The following is a 25,762-nucleotide window of genomic DNA, read 5'->3' as shown; positions in this document are numbered from 1 at the left end:
CAGATAGCTCAGATAAGTGTCAGCCCAGGGGTACGATGGTGACGTTATCTCCCGAACCGTTATCAGGCGACGGGGCCTGAGATGTCTGGGTAGGCGACGGAGACTGTGGCGTCTGGGTGGGCGACGGTGTCTGTGGCGCCTGGGTGGGCGACGGTGTCTGTGGCGCCTGGGTGGGCGACGGTGTCTGTGATGCCTGGGTGGGCGACGGCGCCTGTGATGCCTGGGTGGGCGATGGTGACTGCGGGTCGGCGGGAGGGGCAGCCGTTGTTGCCGCAGTTGACTCTTTAGCCTTGGTGGATTCTGCGGCTTTGGTGGTCTCTTTGGCTTTGGTGGATTCCTTGGCCTTGGCAGACTCCTTGACCTTGGAGGATTCTTCAGCCTTGGAGGATTCCTTGGCTTTGGCGGACTCCTTGGCCTTAGTGGACTCCTTGGCCTTAGCAGACTCCTTGGCTTTGGTGGATTCCTTGGCCTTACTGGTTTCCTTATCTGTGCCGGCTCCCTTGGAACCGCTGCCATTAGTGCCGTTGGTGCCGTCTGAGGGGAATTCCGTGTCACGGTTGCTGAGGTCTAAGCCGTCCTTCAGGCTGGTATAGGAGCTCTTTATGGTATTACCCGCGTAATCCTCCACAAAAACCACAAGGGTCTGGGTATCCATGGGGAAGGTGATCTCTCCGGATTCTTTATTGATATGGCTGGGTTTGACGGTCTTTTCATCTTCATCCGTGGCATAGACCGCATCAAAGTTAATACCTGACTGGCTGTCCTCCGCCGTGATGGTGAGGATTCCATTTTCCATCACATAGTCTTCCTGAATGGTGGGCGCCATATCGTCCAGTGCCTGAATGGTGTCGGACAGTCTGGCAGACATTCCGTTCCAGCCCTTCACAAATATCTGGAGGGTTCCGTTGTTGGTCAGGGTGGCTTTGTAGACTCCCTTTTCCTTTTCCATTTCAAGGGGCTGGGATTCCATGGTGACGCTCATCTCGCGTATAGGGAGAAGGGAGCGTATGCGGATGGATATGTCCACACTGCGGTAATCCTTGGTGTCAGATGCATCATACTCTATCTTGGGTGTGGACGTGGCCAGGATGAATATGACCAGATTGATTAAGATAAAGGGAAGTATGTAGAATACCAGGGTGTGCAGTTTTCTGTTATCGTTCCATGAACGTTTATTATAGGTGTTGCGTTTGCTGCTCCTGCCGCGGTTGCTGCCGTAAGAACCGGAAGCACGTTCGCTGCGGGGAGCCGAATATGACGAATGACGATCCATGAATTATCCTCCTTAAGTAATGCGGAAAAAATACTTCTATAGCATATCAGAAATTCTCTTTTCTTACAAGTTTAACTTGGAAAATGGCAAAGATTCCACAATACTCTTCAAAATATCCGCTGAATATGGTATGATAGGTGTGATTCCTGACATCAAAGGGAGAGGTACATAAGGAATAGAAATAATGCTATCACAGAAGGAGTAAGACCTATGATTGGAGAAGCGGCTGCGTTTGCAGATAAAGCCCACAAGGGAGCTTTCAGAAAGGGCACGAAGATTCCGTACATCACGCATCCCATGGAGACGGCAGTGATTGTGTCCGCCTTTACGGATGATGAGGAAATCATTGCGGCAGCCCTGCTCCATGATGTTATGGAGGATGCAGGAGTTACCAGGGAAGAACTGGAGGATGCGTTTGGTTCCAGGGTAGCGGACCTGGTGGTGGATGAGAGCGAAGATAAAAGCCGCAGCTGGCAGGAGCGAAAGACCCGTACGGTCAGGCATCTCTGCACGGCGTCCTGGGAGATTAAGATACTGGCCCTGGGGGACAAGCTCAGCAACATGCGCTGTACGGCCAGAGATTATCTGGTGGTGGGCGACGCCATATGGCAGCGGTTTAACGAGAAGGATAAACGGAAGCATGCCCGGTATTATTGGGGGATAGCCCATGCTCTGAAGGAGTTGGAGGACCACCTGTATTTCAAGGAATATGTGATGTTATGCAGGACTGTGTTCGGAGAGGATATCATTTCCTCAAATAAAGACATGATGCAAGGAGAATGTGAATGATCAGATGTGGGAAAAAGTCAAAGATTCTGGCTGCTGTCGTAGCAGCCGGAATTATTTTAAGTATGCAGGGAATGACGGCATTGGCCGGCAGCACGGGGGTAGGTGCGGCAAAGTCAGCCCAGACAGGGCCGGGAGTGGCAGCTCAGACCGATAGCCAGACAGCTCAGCCGGAGGAGCAGGCAGCCCGGCCGGAAGGCCAGGAGGCTCAACCGGAAGGCCAGGAGTCTCAGCCGGAGGAGCAGGCAGCTCAGCCGGAAGGCCAGGCAGTACAGCCGGTCCCGGGACAGGAATCCCTCCAGGTAAACTACAGCGCTTTCATTTTGCAGCAGGGCTGGAGCGCGGCCACGGCCGATAACAATATGTGTTCGGCCCCGGTCAACTCGTGGGTCACGGCCATAAGGGCTAATCTGATACATATTCCGGCCGGTATGCAGGTGGGAATACGCTATCAGGTGAATCTCAGCGGTTCAGGATGGCTCTCCTGGGCAGAGGATGGAGCTGAGACAGGCGGAGCGGAAGGCGTCATGCCTCTGGAGTCCATTCGTATGGAGCTGACTGGCAGCGGCGCGGCAGGATATGATTTATACTACAAAGTACTTCAGAACGGCTCCTGGACAGACTGGGCAGCCAATGGCGCATCCGCCGGACAGGAGGGTGCAGGTCTCAGGGTGGACGGCATACGGGCTTCCATCACGGCTAAGGGGGCAGGGGTTCCCGCGGACCCGGTGGTTTCCCATGGCATTGACCCGTCCAGACCTATGATTGCCCTCACATTTGACGACGGACCTAAGACATCAGTGACCGGCCGGATTCTGGACAGCCTGCAGGCCAATGGAGGAAGGGCGACTTTCTTCATGCTGGGCTCCAATGTCAACGCAAATGCAGGCGTCATTAAGCGGATGGTGGACCAGGGATGCGAGGTTGCCAACCACACCCATGACCACAAATATCTGACAAAAATCGGTGCGGAGGGAATCGTAAGCCAGGTGGGTTCCACCAACCAGAAGATCCAGGCTGTCTGCGGCGTATCTCCTGTCCTTATGCGCCCGCCGGGGGGATATATCGACGCGGCATCCCTCAATGTGCTGGGCTCCATGGGTATGCCGGCCATTATGTGGTCCATTGATACCAGGGACTGGCAGCACAGGAATGCGCAGAGGACCATTGACACCGTGCTGAGCCAGGTAAAGGATGGGGACATCATACTGATGCATGATATCTACAGTACGACAGCAGATGCGGCAGTGGTGCTGATTCCGGAGCTGACAGCGCGGGGATATCAGCTGGTGACAGTAAGTGAGCTGGCGGCCTACAGGGGAGGAATCGCTCCCGGACACAAGTACAGCCAGTTCAGACCGTAATTCAGTTGACGGTGCATTGACAGATAAGTGTAGGACGGTATTCCTTCTATAAGGAGAGGGGATGCCGTCTTTTTGACCGGCCGCGGTCAAGGGAGGGATGGGGAACGTTTTTATCGGCCAGGAGGACGTACCGTGTGAACAGCTGCATTTCTCCGGCTGCATATGAGGCGAATAATGAGGCGAATAATATCGAAATTGCCCTTGATTCCTGTCCTCAGGTTATGTATAATAAGACCACAGATTGTTTTCTTCAGACATCTGGCTGTGCATCAGCACAGAGACGAGGTTTCCTTCTGAAACCCGTAATTCCCATTTTAGCAGGCAGTTTTCATTTATGCACATTGACATTTTCATATGATTTGTATTCTGTTCTCCCGCAGTTTGTAAGATGGCGTATAGCCGGGAGGAATGCTTATGACAGATAGAGGAAAAAGAATACCGTTGGAAAAACGGATAAATTTAAGGGTGATAATGGGCAGGGCAGCATTTGCTGTGGTGGCTGCTGCTGTTTTCTGGCTGTCAGGCCGTGCGCCGGCCATGGCGGCACAGGAACCGGAGGAGGGACGATACGGGCCGGAGATTCGGATTACCCGGAACGTGGAGCCGGCAGAGGATGGGGAATTCCAGGAACCGCCAGACCGGTACTGGGACGGCGATGGAAAGGAGTACAGGCTGGATTACTGGGAGATATTGACCATTCCGGGACAGGATGCCAGCCGGCATCTGGAACGGAAGATGGTGTATACCGGTGTGGAAGGGGCTGAAGGGATTCCCGGCTCTATTTCCCTGAAAGAGGATGTATCGGGAAGCCAGGCAGAGGGAACCCTGTTCCTGAGGGAAAGCAGGATTGTAAGGGAGGAATGGAAGGATGGATTTACGGCACCTGTCACCTTCCACGCCTATGGCGCGGATGAATACCATGGAGGTTCCCTGGTCATACCGGGGGATGCGGTCTTGGAGACCTGTGTGTCCATGGGAGGGAAGCTGCTGGAGTTTATGGGGCTGTCTCCCATGGAGTACCGCATACTCTATGCAGACTGGTCAGGGGAGCCGTATGAGGATGAGGAGGGGAGAATGTGCCGTCAGGCCATGGTCCGGGGCCAAAAGCTCCTCAGAGACTATGAGGCCGCATATGAGGGGGAATTCAGCTGGACACAACCGGAAACTTATGCTCTGGAGATGGTTTACAGGCAGGTTTCCCCGGTTGCTCCCGCCTCTTTGGAAGCGGCTCAGGAAGCAGGCCATGTACCCGCGCCGGAGGTTCAGGATGAAGGCCGGGAGGGAAATCTCTGGTACTGGGTACGCAGCGGTTTTGTCATAACAGTGGGGGCAGGGCTCATAGGCATAAGCGTGGGACTGCTGGCCCTTCTGGCAGCGTGGTACAGGCAGAACCGGCGGGAACACAGAAGAAGGTGCCTGCCCCGCATTAAAGGTTGAGCCCTGTGGCTCAGGTATGATATACTTCACATAATAAAGGAGGGGTAAGCCTTCCGTAAGAAAGGAGAACAGATATGACAAATCCTGTGTATGACAAGCTGAGAAACTGCTACGACAGTATAAAGGATGAGATTCCCTTTGAACCTAAGGTGGCACTGGTGCTGGGGTCCGGCCTTGGCGACTATGCAGAGCAGCTGGAAATCCAGGGAACCATTGATTACCGTGATATAGAGGGATTTCCCGTATCCACGGTACCCGGCCATAAGGGCAGGTTTGTGTTTGCCCGCATAAATGGGGTTCCGGCAGTGCTGATGCAGGGACGGGTCCATTATTATGAGGGCTATCCCATGTCAGATGTGGTCCTCCCTGCCCGCCTGATGAAGCTTATGGGGGCAAAAATCCTCTTTCTGACCAATGCTGCGGGCGGAGTGAATTATGATTATGGGGCAGGGGATTTCATGCTCATTAAGGACCAGATATCCTGTTTTGTCCCCTCGCCCCTTATCGGGCCGAATCTGGAGGAGCTGGGACCAAGGTTCCCGGATATGAGCCACATATACGATGAGGACCTGAGGGACATCATCCGTTCCACTGCCCTTGAGCTGGGAATCAGGATACAGGAGGGGGTCTATGTACAGCTCACAGGACCTGCCTATGAAAGTCCGTATGAGGTAAAGATGTGCAGGATACTGGGCGGGGATGCAGTGGGCATGAGTACGGCCTGCGAGGCAGTGGCGGCCAATCACATGGGCATGAAGATATGCGGTATTTCCTGTATATCCAATCTGGCCTGCGGCATGACAGACGCGCCTCTGTCCCACCAGGAGGTCCAGGAGGCATCGGATAAAATGGCTCCCCTCTTCAAAAAACTGGTATCAGAGTCCATCAAAAAAATGGGGAGTATCTAAACTTTTATGAAAAATTAAAAAAAAAGACATAGTAAAATAGGGTTTTTCGTAGTAATATGTAACGTGGACGGCAGCAGGGGGAATATGCTGCCCGTCCCGGCGTATCATATGACATAGCATGATTTAGAAAAGAGGAGATTATTATGAAGAGACACTATTTGGCGGTTGCAGTCCTGGCGCTTGCATTGGGGATGACAGCTTGTTCTTCCGGCAATAAAGAAACTACAGCGGCCCCAACTACGACAGCAGCGCAGACAGAGACAGAGAAATCTGCAGAAGCAGAAGATGATATGGAACTGGAGTACTTCTATGGCTTCGTGGGAGAGGTAGCCGATAAGGTGGTTACCGTCAAGGACGACGCAGGCAGGGAAGTGAAGTTTGATGTATCTGAGGCCGAGATTGAAGGTGCGGATGCCATCGGGGAAGGCGACGAGATAGAGGTTGCATATGCAGGCGAGCTTTCCGCTGATACGACCAAGGCAAAGTCAGTGGACATCGTTACATCTGCCGCGGCAGAGGCAGCAGAAGAAGCGGCCGCTGAGGAGGATGCCATTGTCACGGGAACCATAGAGAAGGCAGATGACAATACACTGACCCTGACCACGGACGAGGGTACATATACCTTTAACACCAAGATTGCGCAGAAGGTATCCAAGGACGGCGTCAAGTCCGGCGTACAGGCGGATGTGACCTACTACGGGGACCTGGAAGACGATACCGACAAACCGGTGGCAACCAAAATCGTGACTGAGGATGCCATGGATTCAGAAGATGCTAAAATCAATACCCTTTCCGGCAAGGTGGCAGAAGTAGGGGCGGATTATGTGGTCATCGACACAGTGGACCCTGAGAATACTCTGTTTACCTTCCTGGGAAAAGAAGGCATGTTTGATAAACTGAAGATAGGGGATACCGCAACCATTATCTACAAGGGTACCCTTACTGATAAGACAATCACAGCTACCGGCGTGAAGTAAAAAATATGCAGCTGGCCGCGGCCACAGATAAATGACGTCTGTGCCGCGGCATTTTTATTTGAAAAATTAGCACTCAACCCTTGACAGTGCTAACAACATGTGTTATAGTACGACTAGAACAAAGATGACAAAGCACAATTCCGTAAGCCGCTGCTCCCGGAGGAATCACACAGGCATTCTGGTCAGAGGCGGCAGAGAAGAAAGGGGAATGGGCAATGAATATTAATAAATTTACTCAGAAGTCTATGGAAGCAGTCCAGAACTGCGAGAAGCTGGCATATGAATACGGAAACCAGCAGATTGATGAGCAGCACCTTCTGTACAGCCTGCTGACCCTGGAGGACAGCCTGATTCTTAAGCTGGTTACAAAGATGGGGATACAGGGAGATATGTTCTCCAACGAGGCAAAGCAGGCAGTGGAGCGTCTGCCCAAGGTAAGCGGCGGCGGTCAGCTTTACATCAGCAGTGATTTGAATAAGGTGCTCATAAGCGGCGAGGACGAGGCAAAGGCCATGGGTGACGAATATGTATCCGTGGAGCATTTGTTCCTGTCTCTTTTGAAGCATCCCAATAAGGATATTAAGGCGTTATTTAAGTTATATAACATAACCCGGGAGACATTCCTTCAGGCCCTGTCCACTGTAAGGGGCAACCAGAGGGTGGTCAGCGATAATCCTGAGGCCACGTATGACACATTGGCCAAATACGGATATGATCTGGTGGAGCGCGCCAGGGACCAGAAGCTGGACCCGGTAATCGGCCGTGACAGCGAGATCCGTAATGTTATCCGCATTTTATCACGTAAGACGAAGAATAACCCGGTGCTCATCGGTGAGCCCGGCGTGGGCAAGACAGCCGTGGTGGAAGGTCTGGCCCAGAGAATCGTGCGGGGGGATGTTCCGGACGGATTGAAGGATAAGAAGCTCTTTGCCCTGGATATGGGAGCCCTGGTGGCAGGAGCCAAGTACAGAGGTGAATTTGAGGAACGTCTGAAGGCTGTGCTGGAAGAAGTGAAAAAGAGCGACGGGCAGATTATTCTGTTCATCGATGAGCTGCATACCATCGTGGGGGCAGGCAAGACAGAGGGCTCCATGGACGCGGGCAATATGTTAAAGCCCATGTTAGCCAGGGGAGAACTCCACTGTATCGGCGCCACCACCCTTAATGAGTACCGCCAGTATATAGAGAAGGACGCGGCGCTGGAGCGAAGGTTCCAGCCGGTGATGGTGGATGAACCCACGGTGGAGGATACCATCTCCATACTGAGGGGGCTTAAGGAGCGCTATGAGGTGTTCCATGGGGTGAAGATAACAGACTCTGCCCTGGTGAGCGCTGCCACCTTGTCCGACCGGTATATTACCGACCGTTTCCTGCCGGATAAGGCCATCGACCTGGTGGATGAAGCCTGCGCCATGATTAAGACAGAGATGGATACCATGCCTGCGGAGCTGGATGAAATGTCCAGGAAAATCATGCAGATGGAGATAGAAGAAGCAGCCCTTAAGAAGGAAACAGACCGTCTGAGCCAGGACCGTCTGGCTGACCTCCAGAAGGAGCTGGCAGAGCTTCACGATGAGTTTGCGTCAAAAAAGGCCCAGTGGGAGAATGAGAAGGCCAGTGTGGACCGCCTCTCCGCCCTCAGGGAAGAGATAGAGAGCGTAAACAGGGAGATTCAGGATGCACAGCAGAAGTATGACCTGAATAAGGCGGCGGAACTGCAGTATGGCAGGCTGCCGGAGCTTCAAAAGGAGCTGCAGGCGGAAGAGGAACGCATCCGGAATGAGGACTTAAGTCTTGTGAGGGAGAGCGTATCAGAGGATGAGATTGCGAGAATCGTATCCAAATGGACCGGAATCCCGGTTGCCAAGCTGACAGAGAGCGAGAGAAGCAAGACCCTGCATCTGGATGAGGTTCTTCACAAACGTGTGGTGGGCCAGGATGAAGGCGTGCAGCTGGTGACCCAGTCCATCATCCGTTCCAAGGCAGGCATCAAGGACCCCACCAAGCCAATTGGATCCTTCCTGTTCCTGGGGCCCACCGGCGTGGGTAAGACGGAGCTGGCCAAAGCCCTTGCAGAGGCATTGTTTGACGACGAGTCCAACATGGTGCGGATTGATATGAGTGAGTACATGGAGAAACATTCCGTGTCACGTCTTATCGGAGCGCCTCCAGGATACGTGGGATATGACGAGGGAGGACAGCTGACAGAGGCCGTGCGACGCAAACCATACAGCGTGGTACTGTTTGACGAGATGGAGAAGGCCCACCCGGACGTGTTTAACGTACTCTTACAGGTACTGGACGATGGACGTATCACGGATTCCCAGGGCAGGACCGTGGACTTTAAGAATACCATCATTATCCTGACCTCCAACATCGGATCCCAGTATTTGCTGGAGGGAATTGATGAGAACGGAAACATCAGGCCGGAGGTGGAAAACGCGGTGATGAATGAGCTTCGCGCCCATTTCAGGCCGGAGTTCTTAAACCGTCTGGATGAGACCATACTCTTTAAGCCGTTGACCAGAGAGGATATCGGAAGAATCGTGGACCTCTGTGTGGCTGACCTGAATAAACGTCTGGCTGACAGGGAGCTGACCATGGAGCTGACGGCGGGAGCCAAGGAATTCGTTACGGATAAGGGATATGACCCGGCATACGGTGCCCGTCCCCTGAAGCGTTACCTCCAGAAGAATGTGGAGACCCTGGCGGCAAGAATCATACTGGGCGACGGAGTCCGTGAGGGAAGCACCATTGTCATAGATGTGGATGAGGACAAAACACGGCTGATTGCTTATGTGGAATGATGTTAGATAAGTATGGAATGAAGATACAGGTAAGGGAGGGAATCTGCGCAAACAGGTTCTTTCCCTTATTTTTTCCATAAAATAGGAGATATTTTTCAGAATACTTCTAATAGAGAAATATAATTCAATCAACTTCCGGCGATGACGAAAAAAGTAGGGAAAATACCCTAACTTTATGTTGAAAACGTTACTTGCAGGTGATATAATCGTTTCTGCCGAAGGCCGGAGTACCTATAGCCGGAATAGGACTAGATATAGGGTATTTGATGTTAATCGAATCAATATGAGGTAATAGAAAGCAGGTAGAAATTGTGAGTACCATTCCAAAAGACCCGGTTATTTTGCTGAGTTATGTAAACACACAGCTCCGTGACAATTATAGCTCTCTGGACGAGATGTGCCAGGCATTGGATGCGGATAAGTCCAGGATTATATCTGTACTGTCTGGTATTGGCTACCAATATGAGCCGGCTCAGAATAGTTTCCGTTAAGAAAATCATATATAAGTGTTTTGCGGCCGGCTTTGTCTGACTTATATCAGATAAAGCCGGTTTTGTACATATGAATCCGTTATGGAAAGGGGAAGGGAGCCATGCCGCGTTACAGATACAAGGCGAAAAGTGAAGATGGCAGAGTTCACTGTGGAACCGAGAAGGCAGACAGCGGCAGGGCTCTTTTTGTCATACTGAAATCCCAGGGACTCTATTGCTATGAATACAGTTCCCAGGAGAGGACGCCCGCAGCGTGTCCGGCAAAATTGAACCAGAAACAGCTTCCGCTGCTGTGCAGGCAGATAGCAGCCATGCTGACAGCCGGTGTATCTCTGTCCAGGGCCCTGGAAGTGAGTGCCGGGTCTGCCAGGGATAAGACTCTTAAAGCAGCCCTTGCCGGATTAAGGGAGAGCATTCATAAGGGGCGTACGTTGTCAGAAGCCATGGAAGAGATGAAGGGAGTATTCCCTAACCTGCTGATTTATATGACGCGCACGGGCGAGTCCAGCGGAAGGCTGGATGAACTGCTTCATAAGATGGCGGAGTACTACGGCCGGGAGGAAGAGTTAAATGGCAAGGTGCGGGCGGTCATGACCTATCCGGTCATATTGTTTTCCATTACCGTGATGGCGGCTGTATTTATGCTGACCATGGTTCTTCCGCAGTTTGCCTCCATGCTGCAGGAGCAGGAACTGCCCTGGATTACCCGGATGATGATGAGGCTCAGTTTCAGCCTCCGCAGCCACGGGTTTCTTTACATTATGCTTATTCTGATACTGATGGCCCTGTTCAAGGGGATTCTAAAATGTCCTTCCGTCCGGTTGCAGGCAGACCGGGCTGTACTGTATACTCCAATCATAGGAAAACTTTTAAGAACCGTATATACATCCCGTTTTGCATCTGCCTTTGCCGTGCTCTACGGAAGCGGGATTGGAATTCTGGATGCCATGCACACGGTGGGCCGGGTGATGGGAAACTCATATGTGGAGAAGGGGCTGGCCCAGGCCGCGGAGAGATTAAAAGGAGGCGTGATGCTGTCGCAGGCGTTGGAGGAGCAGGATTTGTTCCAGCCGGTGCTCATCTCTATGGTGGCAGCGGGAGAGGAATCCGGTGCGTTGGATATGGTGCTGGAGGATGCGGGAAGCTTTTATGAAAAGGAGGCAGCCAGAGCGGTCAACCAGATGATTGCGCTTCTGGAGCCGGCCATGATTCTCATACTTGCCCTGGTGGTGGGAAGTGTGGTCATGGCCATCATGATGCCTGTTTTTAACATGTACTCGTCGATGCTGTAAGAGGTAAAAAATGAAATATTACATATGTTTGGAAGAGGACAGGATATGGTATGTCCGCGGCAGGTTTAAACGGTGTCCGGGTTCCGGCAGCCACCGCCGCCTGGAAATAGTGGAGTGGGAATTCGTGGAGCCGGTGCCTGATGTGGTATCGGCCCTGACGCGTCTGGCTGAAAAACACGGCATGGAAGGAAAGCGGGTCAATCTGATCGTTGGACGGGATGTGAAGATGATGGGCTTCACCATTCCAAAGGCGGGGAAGAACGCTATGAAAAGAATGGCAGTCAATGAGATGTCCCTGCTGGACGCAGGCTTTGGAAATCATGCGGTGGCCCTGGATCTGAGGGCTAAAGCCGGCAGGACAAAGGCTGCTGTTACCGCTTACTATATGGAACAGCGCAGTCTGGATGCGTATAAGAAAGCGCTGGAGGACGGGAAAATGATATGCGGCCGTGTCCTGGTTCTGCCTGACTGTATGGCGCTTATGGCCAGGGAACTCTGGCGGGAAGAACGGGTGCTTTTATTGGATGTGAGCCAGGGAGGCATGGGCTTTTATGTATTGTCAGGCGGACATTGCCTGGCATGCCGCATGACAGGACTTAAGGCCGGCTGTTTTCTGCGGGAGGAAGCATTGGACATGCTCTGCGAGGAGATGGCGGAGCAGGTGGAAGGCCTGATACAGGACTGCCGCACAGAGGCGGACATACCTGTCCCGGATTGTATGGTCATCATGACCTCCTGTATTCCGGATGCCGGGGCAGCGGCGGAATATATGTCCGAAAGGTTCAAGATACCCTGCTGTGTCAGAATGCCGGAACCAGTGGACGCCACATGTCTGGCAGTTTGTGTGGCAGGTTCCCTGGAGGGAAAGAAAAAGGCGCTGGAACTGGAAGAACTGGGTTATGGGGATGGAGAGAACTCGGTTCTGGGTCACGGGCCGTTTATGACCAGGGGCCGGGCCCTGTTCCTGCTTGCCAACGGATTGGCTGCCGCGGGCCTGTCCCTTCACGCCGCCTGTCTCAACCATAGGGCAGGGAAAGAATTGGCCCGGACAGAGTATGCGATGGAAGGAGCCGAGTACAAGAGCCGTGTCCGCAAATCCATGCAGATGGAAGAAAGAATAGGAGAAATATCGCATGACATGGAGAAAACCCGGACAGCAAAGGCGCTGTTAGCCGGGAAGAATCTGTTGGGCATGGATGGATTCAGGGCGTTTACAGAGGCCATGGATCCGGATATGAGGATTGAATCCATTTCCTTTGACGGTGAGGGGCCTTTCCTTCAGATGGTGGTGTCCATGGAGCGCTCTGAGGATGTACCGGCCTACGTGGAGCGGGTGGAACATTCAGGGGTTTTCAGGCAGGTAGGACACAGCCTGTGGGAAAAGAGGGCAGAGGATAGGGAGACGTACCGGGTATATGCAACTGTTTACGGAACTCTGGGAACAGGAGGACAGGATGAAGCTCAGTAGCAGGGAGCGTTTTCTCATAGGCGTATTGTTCACCCTCATCATCTGGGCTGTGGCGCTGGAAGTATTTATCTGGCCGTGCCGCGCCGGATACCAGAAGTCCAGGGAGCTGATGGAAAGCCGGAAGCAGGAAGCGGCGGGCATGGAATTTTACCTGAGCCATTATGATGAGCTGGAGCAGAAGCTAAATGAGTGGGAGAATTTAAGGAATAAAGAAGATTTCTTCTACCGTAATATCGATGATACATTTATGGATAGGAACCTGCAGGCCATGGCAGCCAGGGCGGGGGTAAGCATATGCCGCATGAGTATAGGCGAGGCTGTTTTGGCGGATTTTCCCTATGACACAGAAATGGATGACCCCGAGGACAGCGGTAAGGAAGCTCCGGGAAACGGGCCGGCCGGCGGTACGGTAATGGAATCAGTCATTACCATGGAAATAGAATGTCCGGACGCAAAGGGTGTGATGACATTTTCCGATGAAATATACAGGGAACAGAAAAGTGTTCTGGTAAGCTTTCTGGATGTGGAAGCTGTGTATGAGAGCGGAGAGGGCGGACAGGGGACGTATCAGGGAATGAAAGGAATCATGGAGGTCAGATATTATTATGAAGAAATCGGATAGCAGGTCATCAAGAGGAGGTTTCACTCTGATTGAGGTTGTGGTGTCAACTGCCCTCCTGGCAGTTGTCTGTACTGGGTTTCTGATGATGACGGCTGCTAATGCCGGCCAGATGTCCAGGGAGCAGAGGCTGGAACAGTCCAATTATATCCTCAGCGCCCGGGCCGGCCAAGGAGAGGGAGACCCTACCGGAGAAACCATTGCGGTAGAGTTCAGCCTGGAGGGGACGAACCAGGTCCGGGAAATATTTGAACAATATGAAATCACCGAATCGGGGGAAGATGCCGGCAACCATATGACATTTTACAGGCACAGATAAAGGCGGGGAGGATATGGCGAAAGGAAGCGGGACAGGGAACAACAGCGGATTTACATTGATTGAGACAGTGGCGGCACTGTCCATTGCTGCTGTCCTGGCTGTATTTATTTCCGGTTTCATCCATCCGCAGATGAAGCTGTATTATGATTTGGACCGGATTTCCCAGGCAAAGGCAATGTGCGGCGAGGCCTACCGTGGTATGGAGGAAAAAATGAGGTACGGCTATGTGTTTTTCTGCGACTACCGGGATACAGGCGTGATATCCTACTATAACTCGATTTAAATAAGCTTACAATTTAAGCATTGGTAGTAATCTGATTTCTTGGCTTACGTGTCCGTGCTTTGGGCGCACGTTTCCCTTGGTTTTCAGGATAATAATGTAAACTTATTAAAATCGAGTTATACTACTACGTAAGGAACAGACAGGAGATTCCTGATCTGGAGGAGGGCGGGTCATATTATGAGGAACTGCCGCCGGTGGAGGACTGGCCCAGTATCTCTGCGGAGGAGCTGGATGTGACAAAGATGGACGGTATGGAATTAGAGCTGGATTTTAGCGGAACAGAGAATACCCGGGCCAGGGTGAGCATAAAGGTGAAGAGGGACGGGGATGTTATATATGAACAGAAGGCGGTCATCGGTTCCATGTATGGTTATACCATGGATGGGGAAGGCAGGACATGATGGACAGGGGAAGAACAGAAAGAGAGTATAATGGACATACCCGGGGAAGCAGCCTTATGTATGTGGTCCTGCTCATGACGCTTTTGACTGTGCTGTCCGGCGGTTATATGGCCATTTCCCGGTACAATATGAAAGCTGCCCTGAACAGCAGGCGCTATATGGAAGCCCAGCTTTCCTCCAAGACCATTCACCGTTCATTCTGCGAGGCAGTAAGCAGTGGGGAGTCCCCGGCCATGAACCTGATCTGGCAGAGCTTCCAGGAGGACTGCGACAGGTTAAGGGAAGAATTTGACGAGATGATGGACGAGGAGGAGGCTGAGGAAGAAGAGGACGGAGAACTTAAGGCAGAAGCTTCTTCTTTGGAGGAAGACATGGCTACAGAGGAGGACACGGCCGCAGAGGAAGAAATTCGCTGGGAACGGTATCTGTACCACGCGCTGGGAAACAAGGAATATGTGGTCCGTGGAAAAGGAGTTTCAGAGGATTCCGACGTCATAGATGATGACGCAGCGGAGGCTCCTGCGGCAGACAGCCCCACCACAATTGACATTACATTGACAGCGCAACCCCTTAAATCCCTGGCCACGGTCCATACCAGGGTGGTAAGCAGCGGTTACAGCTTTTCCCTGATGGCGGACATTGTATTTGACGGCAGGGACGGATCCGTGATGGTCATTCGCAAACCGTACCGGTCCAGCGGAGGGGACGGCCCGGAAGTGAAAGTTTATCTGAACGGAAACGGCGTATACCGCTATTATGAGGGCAGCTGACCATGAGAAGAAGGGCGTCATCCGTTAACGGAAAAAGCCCAGATACCACAGGAGCAGCTGGCGGAACCAAAGGCCGCATATCATCAGGGACACTGCAAAAAACGGTGCCATGGGTATCTGTGTCTTTCGGCCAACTCTTCCCCGCAAAAGGGGAACAGCATACCAGAGTCCCGCTGTGACATAGCCCATCAGAAGGGCTGTCATGGCAGGAGCGGCGCCTATCAGCAGACCGCTGGCAGCAAAGAGCTTTACGTCACCCCAGCCAACGCCGCCGCGGCTAAGCAGATTCACAAGAGCCAGGAAACCGCCTGTGAGAAGGGAGCCGCCCAGCCGGTTCATAAGGGAGGGAGCGGATCCGGCTGCCAGTGAGATACAGGACAGCAGCAAAATCAGGACATGGATGCCGTCAGGTATATACATATGCCGTGCGTCTATAAACGCGGCTGTAATGAGAATACCGGAAAACATGCACATAATGGCTGAACCCATACCTGGCCCTTTTGACAGGAGGCACAGGATGAAGGCAGATGCGGTGAGAAGCTCCACAGCCGGATATTGTATGGAAACAGGGGCCCTGCAATACCGGCACCGGCCCTTTAGGAATAACCAGGACAGAACGGGAACCATATCGTAAAAAGCCAGCACATGGCCGCAGGCAGAACAGTGGGAACGCCCGGTTACGAAATTTTGGTTTTCAGGTATGCGCAGGATACAGACATTCAGAAAACTGCCTGTCACTGCGCCGAACAGTCCGTAAAATACTAAATAGATAAAAACCATGGTATTACCTCGCTTTCATAATAATCTGCTGTCTGGCGAAAGTATACCATATGGAAGGGAGAGGAGACAACAGTGCCAGATAAAATACCCATAGAAAACATGCTGATTGACAGGGGATATCTGACCCGGGGACAACTGGACCGCGCCATGCGTCTTAAGGAGGGAAGGCCGGACAGCTCCATTGAGGAAATACTGACAGAGTTCGGTTATGTTACAGAGGCAGATCTTCTGTCCTGCGCGGCTGCCAGGGACCATATGGAGGTGGCGCCTTTCGGCCCTCTCAGGGCTGACCGCAAGGCAGCCGCCGTGATTGAGCCGTCCTTTGCCGTGAGGAACCGGATTCTTCCCATGAGATTTGAAGAGGAATGTCTTATGGTGGCAGCAGCCTATCCGGTGTCTCCCGATGTGCTGGCAGAGTTGGAAACCCTGTCCGGCATGGAGGTAAGGGCAGTGCTGGCGCAGGAGAAGGAGCTGAAGCAGGCGCTTAGAAAAGCCTATGGCAATGCGCCGGAGCATGTATACGGGGAGAATGCATATGTTTCAATGACGGAACCTGGCGCAGCGCCGGGAGGCTCTGTTTCTGAACTGTCCTTCATGGAGCGGGTGGAAAGCGCTCCCGTGGTGCGCATGGTCAATGCGGTCATCGAGGAAGCCTTTCATAAAAATGCCAGCGACATTCATGTGGAGCCGGGAAAGAACGATCTGGTCATCCGCATCAGAATCAACGGAGACCTGATGGTCCATACTACACTTAAAATGGAATTCCACCGTCCCATGATAACCAGGCTTAAGCTGATGGCCGGCATGGACATTGCGGAAAAACGTCTTCCGCAGGATGGAAAATACCACTATGAGCGGGGTGAGGTGTCCACGGACCTGAGAATCTCCACTCTGCCCTCTATCTATGGTGAAAAGGCAGTTCTCAGGCTTTTGGGAAATGACAGGGACAACTCACTGATGGATATAAGGCGCCTGGGTATGGAGGAAGAACAGAGAACCGCATTTGAACATATCCTTAAGGCGCCTCACGGTATGGTCCTGGTGACAGGTCCCACGGGAAGCGGAAAAACAACAACCCTGTACGCTGCCTTAAACCGAATGGTGAAAAAGAAAATCAACATAGTCACGGTGGAGGACCCGGCAGAGAAGGTCATGGAGGGAATTACCCAGGTCCAGGTAAATTCCAAAGCCGGCCTTACATTTGCGTCTGCCCTGCGCTCCATCCTAAGGCAGGACCCGGACGTGATCATGGTAGGTGAAATGAGGGATGAGGAGACAGTGGACATCGGAGTAAGGGCAGCTATTACAGGGCATCTGGTTCTGTCCACCCTTCACACCAATGACTGCGCTTCCACAATCCACAGACTTCGCAACATGGGAGTCCCTCCTTATATGGCAGCGGCTTCCCTGTCCGGCATCGTGGCCCAGAGGCTGGTAAAGCTGCTCTGTCCCAGCTGCCGCCAACCCTACGTTCCGGATGAGCGGGAGCGCAGGATATTCGCGGAGCGGAAGAAACATATTCCGGACAGACTGTGGAGAGCTGCGGGCTGTCCTCTTTGCGGCGGTACAGGGTATACCAGAAGGACAGCGGTCTATGAGATAATGGATGTGGATGAACAGATCAGGGCCATGATACTTGATAAGGAGCCGCTTTCATCCATCCGTGAATACCAGGAGCAGAAAGGCTCCATGCCTCTCAGGGATCATGTCCTGAGGATGGCTGCGGGCGGACAGACCGATATGGAGGAGGTTGAGAAAATGCTGTATTCCGTCCAGTAGGGGGCCCCAATCGTACAAAAGAAAAGAGGAGTCATGATAATGAGCATACATATGAAAAAGGGAAAAAAGAGAACGGAAGGATTTACGCTGGTGGAACTAATCTGTGTCATTGCCATACTGGGAATACTGGTGGCAATAGCAGTGCCCTCCTACCGGGGAATCCAGGACAAATCAGCGGAACAGGTAGCCATAACCAATGCCAGGTCGAATTATACCCTGGGAAAGGCGCAGCAGGACATGTTAGATGCGGGTGTCTTAAAGAACTCTGAGAAAGAGGAGTACCATTTTGACAAAGATAGTAACAGTGCCTACTGGGAAGGCCAGATAAACGGAAGGACGTATAAGGCTTATTATTACGGCGATACCGGTGAGGGCAAGATTGAGTCTGGAAATTAAGCCCCGCATGTGGTACAATGAGCCATTATCGGCGGCTTACGGCGGGAAATGGAAAATGAGGAAAAAGGACATGAAGAAAAAGAAAAATTCCGCGTTTACCCTGGTGGAACTGATTGCGGTGGTCGCAATCCTGTCCATACTGCTGTGTATCGCGGTGCCTAATATGATGAGCTTTATTAACGCTGCCCATGAGGCAGCGGCAAAAACAGAGGCCCAGATTTGTGTGGATGCGGTCCAGCGTTACCTGAATGACGAGAGGGAAAGGGGGACGCTGGCAGCCCCAAAGCTACTCAGGCTTATGAGTCTGGATCTCAGCAATCCCGACAGTCCGTTAAAGGATTATATTTCCGGAGGACAGAAGGAGGCCAGAATTGTCTCCGTGAAGGTGGACCTGGGCACAGGACGTCTGAGCTATCTGGAATATGGAAACCGGTACGGCACTGTGAAACTGAACATTGACGAGGAAGGAAATATAACGGAAGCGGAAAACTAGGAGAGAGGCTGTAGAATGGAAATAATCTGGAGTACGGTATTGACGGTATGGGGATGGCTGCTGGACCATCTGCTGTATATCAACCTGGCATTTTCTATTATTATCATATTTTTTCAGCGCAGGGACCCAAGAAGTGTATGGACCTGGCTTCTGGCCCTGTATTTCATCCCGGTGTTCGGAATCGTCTTTTACCTGCTCTTTGGCCAGGATATGAAAAAGAGCAGGATGTTCCGGGTGAAGGAAGTCAGCGACAGGCTGAACCTGCCGGTCAAAAGCCAGGAGGATATCATCCGCTCCGACGACATGCCGGAGGAAATGATGGACCCCATGTCCAGGGATTTTAAGAGCCTGATTATCTATAATCTGGAAACATCGGGATCCGTGCTCACCGTGAACAACCAGGTACAGATATACACAGACGGACAGGCAAAATTTGAAGCCCTGAGAAACGCCCTGCGCCAGGCCCGCCGGTTTATCCACATCCAGTACTATATCATCAAGAACGATGAACTGTTTGACTCCATTGTCCCCATTCTTCTGGATAAGGTAAGGGAAGGTGTGGAAGTGAGAATCCTGTGCGACGGCATGGGAGGCCGCTTCATGCCGAAGAAGCGTTGGGACCAGATGCGCCGCGCCGGGATTAAGGTAGGGGTATTCTTCCCTCCCTTTTTGGGATGGCTGAATCTGAGGGTGAATTACCGCAACCACCGTAAAATCGTGGTGGTGGACGGCGCCACGGGTTTTGTGGGAGGCTTCAATATAGGCCGGGAATATATATCCCGTGATCCTAAGTTTGGCTACTGGCGTGATACCCACCTGGAAATAAAGGGGGAGGCAGCCATCAGTCTTCAGATTCGCTTTGCGCTGGACTGGAACTACGTGACAGGGGAGAACCTGTTTAAGGAAATCCGGTACTTTGGGGAGGAAGCAGAGTATGCCAGGCGGTGGCTGAACGGCCAGATCCATGCTGTCTGGCCGGACCCGGAGCATGTAAGCGAGATGGTCTGCATGCAGATTATCACCAGCGGACCGGATACCAGGGAGCCCCATATACGGAATAACTACCTGGAGCTGTTTCACAAGGCAAAGCACCATATCTATATACAGACCCCTTATTTCATACCGGATGACGCCATATTTTCCAGTCTTAAGATTGCGGCCCTTTCAGGTGTGGATGTGCGGCTGATGATTCCCTGCAAGCCGGACCACCCCTTTGTGTACTGGGCCACCTGCTCCTATGCAGGGGAGCTTCTGGATTATGGGGCCAGGGTTTATGTGTATGAAAACGGCTTCCTCCACTCCAAGGGCATCATGGTAGACGGAAGGGTGAGCTGCTATGGAACAGCTAACATGGATATACGAAGCTTTGAACTGAATTTTGAGGTCAATGCCACCATTTATGACGAGGAAGTCACAGGCCAGCTGGAAGAGGCGTTTATGAATGACCTGCCCCACTGCCGGGAAATCACCAGGGAAGAGTATGGGGACAGAAACTTGTGGATGCGCATAAAGGAACAGTCCAGCCGGCTCCTGTCCCCGCTATTGTAGCCTCCGCAGCCCGGCAGCTCCGGGAAACCCTGCCCGGGGAACACGGAAAGTTCTGGAAAAGCAGCTGTCCGCGAATAGAAGGCAGCCGCTCAGGCTCATACTAATGGCTATGAGAGCGCAGACAGGACAAATCGACCACGAAAATAAAATATATGAATTATTCCTTAACTTTTGCAGATGCGGAATCGCAGGATGGTGCCTGGAGGTCATGTTTACCTCTGTGGACTCCATTATGGCCGGGGACTGGCGGCTGATAGGCCGCACCTCCCTTATTATGTTTCCCATCTACGGCATGGGGGCGCTCCTGTTTCCCATAAGCCGGTTTATCGACAGCTGGCTTACCGGGCTTCCGGGACTGGAGGACGCGGGGCAGGACAGGCTCAGCCGTGCCGGGCGGGCCATACGCCACGGACTGGTTTATATGGTGCTGATTTTTATTGCGGAGTATATAACCGGCATATGGCTGACCAGCATGGGAATCTGCCCATGGAACTACTCCCTGTGGCCCGACAATGTGGGCGGGGTCATACGGCTCAAGTTCGCACCACTCTGGTTTATGACGGGTCTCCTGTTTGAATATCTCACAAAGCCCAAGGGCGGCGATTAAATGACAAACCTGGTTGCGGGGTATTGTATTTAAGCCGTCCTTTTTGATATAATGAAAAATAAACATTTCTTGACATATAAATATGGATATATAAAGGAGAAGACAATGATACGTATCATATTGGTGGCCATGACGGTCGTACTGTACCTGATTTTTTCCGTGCCGGTACTGACCATGCTCAGACTCAGGGCCAAAAAGGATCCTGTGGGAGTCCAGGAAAAAAGTCTCAGCAAGATTCAGGGGGTGTTCCGCTTTATATTGAAGCTGGCAGGCGTTACATACGAGGTGCAGGGGCTGGAGAACATACCGTCAGACAGGGCTGTCCTCTATGTGGGGAACCACAGGAGCTATTTTGACATACTGGTAGGCTATGTGACGGTTCCGGGGCTGACCGGGTTCGTGGCTAAGAAGGAGATGTTAAAGATCCCCCTTCTGCGCACCTGGATGCAGAGGGTCAATTGTCTGTTTTTGGACCGCGTGGACATAAAAGAGGGACTGAAGACCATCCTGGAGGGCATCGAGAAGGTAAAATCCGGCGTATCCATATGGATATTTCCGGAGGGTACCCGTAATGAGAATCAGGAGCTGACCGGGCTTCTGCCTTTCCATGAGGGAAGCCTGAAGATTGCGCAGAAAAGCGGATGCCCTGTCATACCGGTGGCCATCACAGGTACGGCGGAGATATTTGAACAGCACCTGCCCTTCGTAAAGCCCAGCCATGTGTGCATACGCTATGGAACACCTATCTATATTAAGGAGCTCCCGGCTGAAGAACGTAAGTTTCCCGGGGCATATACAAGGGACGTTATAGCAGGTATGCTGAAAGATATGAAGGAAGGACAGGAGCAGGATAAATAACCATGGAGAATCTGGATTTACAGGAAATCAGGGGCCGGCTGGATGAGATAGACACCAGGCTGGTGGAACTGTTTGAGAAGCGGATGGAGCTTTGCGGCCAGGTGGCTGAATTTAAGATTGGAACGGGAAAGGCTGTTTACGACGGGCAGCGGGAAAAGCAGAAGCTGGACGCGGTGGCCGCCATGGCCCGCAATGAATTTAACAGGAAGGGAGTACACGAGCTCTTTTCACAGATTATAACCATCAGCCGCAGGCTCCAGTACCGTCTTCTGGCAGAGCACGGCAAGGGCGGGGATACCGGCTTTACCATGGTGGACGAGCTGAAGCGGGAAGGCGTGCGGGTTGTCTACCAGGGCGTGAAGGGGGCCTACGGCCACAGGGCCGCCCTCCAGTATTTTGGCGAAGATGCCGATGTATACCATGTCCCGGTCTTTGAGGATGCCATGATAGAGGTGGAGGAGGGAAGGGCTGACTATGGAGTGCTTCCCATTGAAAATTCCCTGGCTGGGGCCGTGATTGACAACTACGATAATCTGCTGAAGCATGACATATACATTGTGGCCGAGACAAAGGTGGCGGTGGACCACGCGCTTTTAGGCCTGCCGGAAGCCTCGCTTGAGGATATCAGGCGGGTGTATTCCCATCCCCAGGGACTGATGCAGTGTTCCGGGTATCTGGGCGCCCACAGGCAGTGGAGCCAGATAAGCGTGGAGAATACAGCCGGGGCAGCCAAGAAAGTGCTGGAAGAGGGGGATATATCCCAGGCAGCCGTGGCCAGTCCCACAGCAGGAGCGCTTTACGGCCTTAAGGTACTGGAATCCTCCATTAACAACAATAAGAACAATACCACCAGGTTCATTATCGTTGCCAGGAAGCCCATGTACAGGAAGGACGCGGGAAAGGTAAGCATCTGTTTTGAAGGTTTACATAAGAGCGGATCCCTGTACAATATGCTGGGAAATTTTATTTACAACGATGTGAACATGCTTATGATAGAATCCCGCCCCATAGAGGGACGCAGCTGGGAATACAGGTTCTTCGTGGACGTGGAGGGGTCGCTGAGCGACCCGGCAATCCGCAACGCGCTGTTAGGAATCTCCGAGGAAGCAGTCAGCATGAGGATTTTGGGAAATTATTAGGGAGGCAGGGAAGATCATGGATATCAAAGATTTAGTAATATATAGGAACCTGGAGTACCAGGAGCTGTTTCGTGATATCGCCCATCTGATGGGATACGCACAGGGAGGCCATGAGCCTGACGGCGCGTCCTGCGGAGGACGCCTTGCGGAGCTGGCTGTTAAGTACGGATTTGAGGGAAACCTCTGGCATTGTTTCCTGGCCTTCTGTCTGGCAAACAATGAAAATGCATACACTACCACATGCGAGATAACAGGGCCGGCAGGCGGCTCCCTGGATGAACTGGCCAGGGAGGACTGCCGTATCTTCAAGGCCCTGTTTGATTACGACATACGAAACCTGGAACCCTCCGGCCTGTGGGCCCTTATGGAAAATTATAAGCCGGCCAGGAAGGACAGCCGTGTATTTAACCGGCGGGTCAGAAACAGGATTGTGAACCTGGCAGTGCAGCTGGAGGAATCCGCGGACGCAGGGCAGTTCCAGGACCATGTGGTGGAATTCTACAGGGAATTCGGCGTAGGAAAATTCGGGCTCAATAAGGCGTTCCGCATCATCGAGAAGGAGGAAGGCCAGCCTGTCATCATAGATCCCATCATCAATGTGGAGCATATATATTTTAAGGACATAGTGGGCTATGAACTTCAGAAGCAGAAACTCATAGAGAATACAGAAGCCTTTGTGGACGGAAAGGAAGCCAACAACGTACTCCTCTTTGGAGACGCGGGAACCGGCAAGTCCTCCAGCGTCAAGGCGGTGCTCAATGAATATTATGGCAGGGGTCTGCGCATCATTGAGGTATATAAGCATCAGTTTAAGGGGCTGTCCGATGTGCTGGGGCAGATTAAGGACAGAAATTACAAGTTCATCATTTATATGGACGACCTTTCATTTGAAGATTATGAACTTGAGTATAAATATCTGAAGGCGATTTTAGAGGGAGGACTGGGCAAGCGCCCGGGCAACGTGCTTATCTATGCAACCTCCAACCGCCGCCACCTTATCCGTGAGAAGTTCAGCGACAAGCGGGAGCTGGACGACGAGCTTCACAACAACGACACGGTGCAGGAAAAGCTGTCTCTGGCAGCCAGGTTCGGGGTAACCATCTATTACGGCTCGCCGGATAAGAGACAGTTTGAGACCATAGTAAAAACGCTGGCGGATCGCCATGGCTTTGATATGCCGGAGCAGGAGCTCTTTGCCGAGGCCAACAAGTGGGAGCTGAGCCACGGAGGTTTGTCGGGAAGAACGGCCGCACAGTTCATAACCCATCTGAAGGCAAGGCGGTAGGTTATTTGCGTCCCTGCTTTACGCAAATTTTACATAGTTTTTACCGCCTTTCGATGTATGATGGGAGGAGGCCGTTTATAATAACCATGAGTCTACCTATAAGGAGTTGAAAAAAAGTGGCAGTTCGGACATTTGCGGCGATTGATGTGGGTTCATTTGAGCTGGAGCTGGGTATCTATGAGATGTCCTATAAGACAGGAATCCAGCGTATTGACCATGTACGCCATGTAATAGCTCTTGGAAGAGATACCTACAGCACAGGCAAGATAAGCTATGGGCTGGTGGAGGAGATGTGCCAGGTACTGGAGGAGTTTGTCCAGATTATGAAGTCCTATAAGGTAAGGGACTACAGGGCATATGCAACCAGCGCCATGAGGGAGGCGCACAACCGCCAGATAATCCTGGACCAGATCCGGGTGAGGACAGGGCTGACTGTGCGCATCATCAGTAATTCAGAGCAGCGGTTCATCAGCTATAAGGCCATAGCTGCCAAGGCAGCAGAATTTAATAAAATCATTCAAAAGGGGACCGCCATCGTGGATGTGGGATTCGGAAGCGCGCAGCTGTCCCTTTTTGACAAGGATTCCCTGGTGACCACCCAAAACCTGCCCCTGGGCACCCTTCGCGTAAGGGGGCTGCTGGCCAGGATACCGGCTACCGTGGAAGAACACAAGCAGCATATAGAGGAGATTGTGGACAATGAACTGTTTACCTTCCGCAAGATGTACCTGAAGGACAGGGAAATCACAAATCTCATTGGTATTGGGGAAAATATCCTCTATATCATCAACAGGCCGGACCTTAATACCTGCGGGGATAAGGTGGACGCGGCCGCTATGAACCGTTTCTACGAGCGCATGTGCCAGATGACAACGGATCAGATCGAGGAGCGCTTTGGGGTCAACAGCGAGTACGCATCCCTGCTTCTGCCAAGTGTGGTGGTATACAAACGGATTCTGGAGCTGACGGGCGCTGAAATGTTCTGGGTGCCCGGTATCCGCCTCTGTGACGGTATTGCGGCGGAATATGCCAACGAGAACAAGCTGGTCAAGTTCAGCCACAATTTCGAGAACGATATCCTGGCTGCGTCCAGGAACATTGCAAAGCGCTACAAGTGCCATACCAGCCATAATCAGGTGCTGGAACAGTATGCCCTGGGTATTTTTGACAACATGAAGAAGTTCCACGGACTGGGACAGCGGGAGCGGCTGATGCTTCAGATTGCGGTGCTGCTCCATGCCTGCGGAAAGTTTATAAGCATAAGGAATTCCAACGAATGCTCCTATAACATCATCATGTCCACGGAAATCATCGGCCTGAGTCATCTGGAGCGGGAAATCATCGCCAATGTGGTGCGGTATAATATCCGTGATTTCGATTATGACAAGGTACAGCTGGAGACCCAGGTACATCAGGAGGAGGATGCAGGAATGAGCCGCAACGCCATCACCATCCTCATTGCCAAGCTGACAGCCATCCTGCGTCTGGCCAATTCCATGGACCGCAGCCACAGGGGAAAGCTGGTGGACTGCCGCATGGCTATCCGGGAAAATGAACTGGTAATCACCACCGGTTATCCGGGAAATATGGCGTTGGAAGCCGCATCCTTTGAACAGAAGGCGGATTTCTTTGAAGAGATATTTGGCATAAGGCCGATACTCAGACAGAAAAGGAGGGTGTAG

Annotated in this window: 25 protein-coding genes; 23 read left to right on the top strand and 2 right to left on the bottom strand. The window is 52.2% G+C overall.

What is annotated here, in order from left to right; genetic code table 11:
- Positions 1-19: 19 nt before the first annotated feature.
- Entirely contained in the window at positions 20-1,273 is a 1,254-nt protein-coding gene (locus LA360_RS17065) for a hypothetical protein (RefSeq protein WP_057571377.1), read from the bottom strand.
- A 210-nt stretch (positions 1,274-1,483) separates the two neighbouring features.
- On the opposite strand from LA360_RS17065, the gene LA360_RS17060 reads away from it, so the two are divergent.
- The 14 genes from LA360_RS17060 (at position 1,484) to LA360_RS16995 (ending at position 15,195) form a co-directional block, all read left to right on the top strand.
- Positions 1,484-2,062 carry an HD domain-containing protein gene (locus LA360_RS17060; RefSeq protein WP_022203053.1) on the top strand — a complete coding sequence of 193 codons (579 nt, stop codon included), beginning with the start codon at positions 1,484-1,486 and terminating at the stop codon, positions 2,060-2,062.
- Positions 2,059-3,423, top strand: a complete 1,365-nt coding sequence (locus LA360_RS17055; protein WP_022203052.1) for a polysaccharide deacetylase family protein — start codon at positions 2,059-2,061, stop codon at positions 3,421-3,423. The genes LA360_RS17060 and LA360_RS17055 overlap by 4 nt, the downstream gene beginning before the upstream one ends.
- 414 nt (positions 3,424-3,837) lie before the next feature.
- Positions 3,838-4,860 (top strand): hypothetical protein, encoded by a 1,023-nt coding sequence (locus LA360_RS17050; protein WP_022203051.1) that lies wholly within the window; start codon positions 3,838-3,840, stop codon positions 4,858-4,860.
- Positions 4,861-4,934: 74 nt separating this feature from the next.
- Positions 4,935-5,768 carry a purine-nucleoside phosphorylase gene (locus LA360_RS17045; protein ID WP_022203050.1) on the top strand — a complete coding sequence of 278 codons (834 nt, stop codon included), beginning with the start codon at positions 4,935-4,937 and terminating at the stop codon, positions 5,766-5,768.
- Between the two features lie 143 nt (positions 5,769-5,911).
- Positions 5,912-6,745, top strand: a complete 834-nt coding sequence (locus tag LA360_RS17040; RefSeq protein ID WP_022203049.1) for a hypothetical protein — start codon at positions 5,912-5,914, stop codon at positions 6,743-6,745.
- 215 nt (positions 6,746-6,960) lie between these two features.
- Positions 6,961-9,552: an ATP-dependent chaperone ClpB gene (clpB, locus tag LA360_RS17035; RefSeq protein WP_022203048.1), complete on the top strand. Its 2,592-nt coding sequence runs from the start codon at positions 6,961-6,963 to the stop codon at positions 9,550-9,552.
- A 311-nt stretch (positions 9,553-9,863) separates the two neighbouring features.
- A complete protein-coding gene (locus LA360_RS17030) occupies positions 9,864-10,043 on the top strand; it encodes a DUF4250 domain-containing protein (protein ID WP_002576758.1) in 180 nt (59 codons plus the stop codon).
- A 101-nt stretch (positions 10,044-10,144) separates the two neighbouring features.
- Entirely contained in the window at positions 10,145-11,335 is a 1,191-nt protein-coding gene (locus LA360_RS17025) for a type II secretion system F family protein (protein ID WP_057571375.1), read from the top strand.
- A 10-nt stretch (positions 11,336-11,345) separates the two neighbouring features.
- Positions 11,346-12,803 (top strand): hypothetical protein, encoded by a 1,458-nt coding sequence (locus LA360_RS17020; protein WP_022200433.1) that lies wholly within the window; start codon positions 11,346-11,348, stop codon positions 12,801-12,803.
- Positions 12,790-13,425, top strand: coding sequence for a chromo domain-containing protein (locus LA360_RS17015; RefSeq protein WP_022200434.1), 636 nt, complete (start codon positions 12,790-12,792; stop codon positions 13,423-13,425). The genes LA360_RS17020 and LA360_RS17015 overlap by 14 nt, the downstream gene beginning before the upstream one ends.
- Positions 13,409-13,741 (top strand): type IV pilus modification PilV family protein, encoded by a 333-nt coding sequence (locus tag LA360_RS17010; protein ID WP_022200435.1) that lies wholly within the window; start codon positions 13,409-13,411, stop codon positions 13,739-13,741. Before LA360_RS17015 ends, LA360_RS17010 begins: the two co-directional genes overlap by 17 nt.
- 13 nt (positions 13,742-13,754) lie before the next feature.
- Complete coding sequence (locus tag LA360_RS17005) at positions 13,755-14,024, top strand: type II secretion system protein (protein ID WP_225537592.1); 270 nt, start codon at positions 13,755-13,757, stop codon at positions 14,022-14,024.
- A 233-nt stretch (positions 14,025-14,257) separates the two neighbouring features.
- Positions 14,258-14,425: a hypothetical protein gene (locus LA360_RS17000; protein WP_225537591.1), complete on the top strand. Its 168-nt coding sequence runs from the start codon at positions 14,258-14,260 to the stop codon at positions 14,423-14,425.
- Complete coding sequence (locus tag LA360_RS16995) at positions 14,422-15,195, top strand: hypothetical protein (RefSeq protein ID WP_112481422.1); 774 nt, start codon at positions 14,422-14,424, stop codon at positions 15,193-15,195. Before LA360_RS17000 ends, LA360_RS16995 begins: the two co-directional genes overlap by 4 nt.
- Positions 15,196-15,219: 24 nt before the next feature.
- On the opposite strand, the gene LA360_RS16990 is transcribed toward LA360_RS16995, so the two are convergent.
- A complete protein-coding gene (locus tag LA360_RS16990; RefSeq protein ID WP_002586821.1) occupies positions 15,220-15,975 on the bottom strand; it encodes a prepilin peptidase in 756 nt (251 codons plus the stop codon).
- 72 nt (positions 15,976-16,047) lie between these two features.
- Between LA360_RS16990 and LA360_RS16985 the strand changes: the two genes are divergently transcribed.
- The 9 genes from LA360_RS16985 (at position 16,048) to LA360_RS16945 (ending at position 25,762) form a co-directional block, all read left to right on the top strand.
- Positions 16,048-17,754, top strand: coding sequence for a GspE/PulE family protein (locus tag LA360_RS16985; RefSeq protein ID WP_089775961.1), 1,707 nt, complete (start codon positions 16,048-16,050; stop codon positions 17,752-17,754).
- A gap of 39 nt (positions 17,755-17,793) precedes the next feature.
- A complete protein-coding gene (locus LA360_RS16980; protein WP_002586823.1) occupies positions 17,794-18,150 on the top strand; it encodes a type II secretion system protein in 357 nt (118 codons plus the stop codon).
- A complete protein-coding gene (locus LA360_RS16975) occupies positions 18,134-18,643 on the top strand; it encodes a type IV pilin protein (protein ID WP_057571372.1) in 510 nt (169 codons plus the stop codon). Before LA360_RS16980 ends, LA360_RS16975 begins: the two co-directional genes overlap by 17 nt.
- Positions 18,644-18,658: 15 nt before the next feature.
- Positions 18,659-20,191: a cardiolipin synthase gene (gene cls / locus LA360_RS16970; protein WP_022200440.1), complete on the top strand. Its 1,533-nt coding sequence runs from the start codon at positions 18,659-18,661 to the stop codon at positions 20,189-20,191.
- 103 nt (positions 20,192-20,294) lie between these two features.
- On the top strand, positions 20,295-20,798 hold the full coding sequence (locus LA360_RS16965; RefSeq protein ID WP_022200441.1) for a putative ABC transporter permease: 504 nt from the start codon (positions 20,295-20,297) through the stop codon (positions 20,796-20,798).
- Between the two features lie 105 nt (positions 20,799-20,903).
- Positions 20,904-21,656 carry a lysophospholipid acyltransferase family protein gene (locus LA360_RS16960; RefSeq protein WP_022200442.1) on the top strand — a complete coding sequence of 251 codons (753 nt, stop codon included), beginning with the start codon at positions 20,904-20,906 and terminating at the stop codon, positions 21,654-21,656.
- Between the two features lie 2 nt (positions 21,657-21,658).
- Positions 21,659-22,795 (top strand): bifunctional chorismate mutase/prephenate dehydratase, encoded by a 1,137-nt coding sequence (locus LA360_RS16955; protein ID WP_112481421.1) that lies wholly within the window; start codon positions 21,659-21,661, stop codon positions 22,793-22,795.
- A gap of 16 nt (positions 22,796-22,811) precedes the next feature.
- A complete protein-coding gene (locus tag LA360_RS16950) occupies positions 22,812-24,080 on the top strand; it encodes an ATP-binding protein (RefSeq protein WP_112481420.1) in 1,269 nt (422 codons plus the stop codon).
- Positions 24,081-24,196: 116 nt separating this feature from the next.
- The gene (locus tag LA360_RS16945; RefSeq protein WP_022200445.1) at positions 24,197-25,762 is read left to right on the top strand and encodes a Ppx/GppA phosphatase family protein; all 1,566 of its coding nucleotides are present in this window, start codon (positions 24,197-24,199) and stop codon (positions 25,760-25,762) included.

The organism is Enterocloster clostridioformis (assembly GCF_020297485.1).
GTDB classification, from domain to species: domain Bacteria; phylum Bacillota; class Clostridia; order Lachnospirales; family Lachnospiraceae; genus Enterocloster; species Enterocloster clostridioformis.
This window is presented reverse-complemented; position numbering and strand designations above follow the sequence as displayed.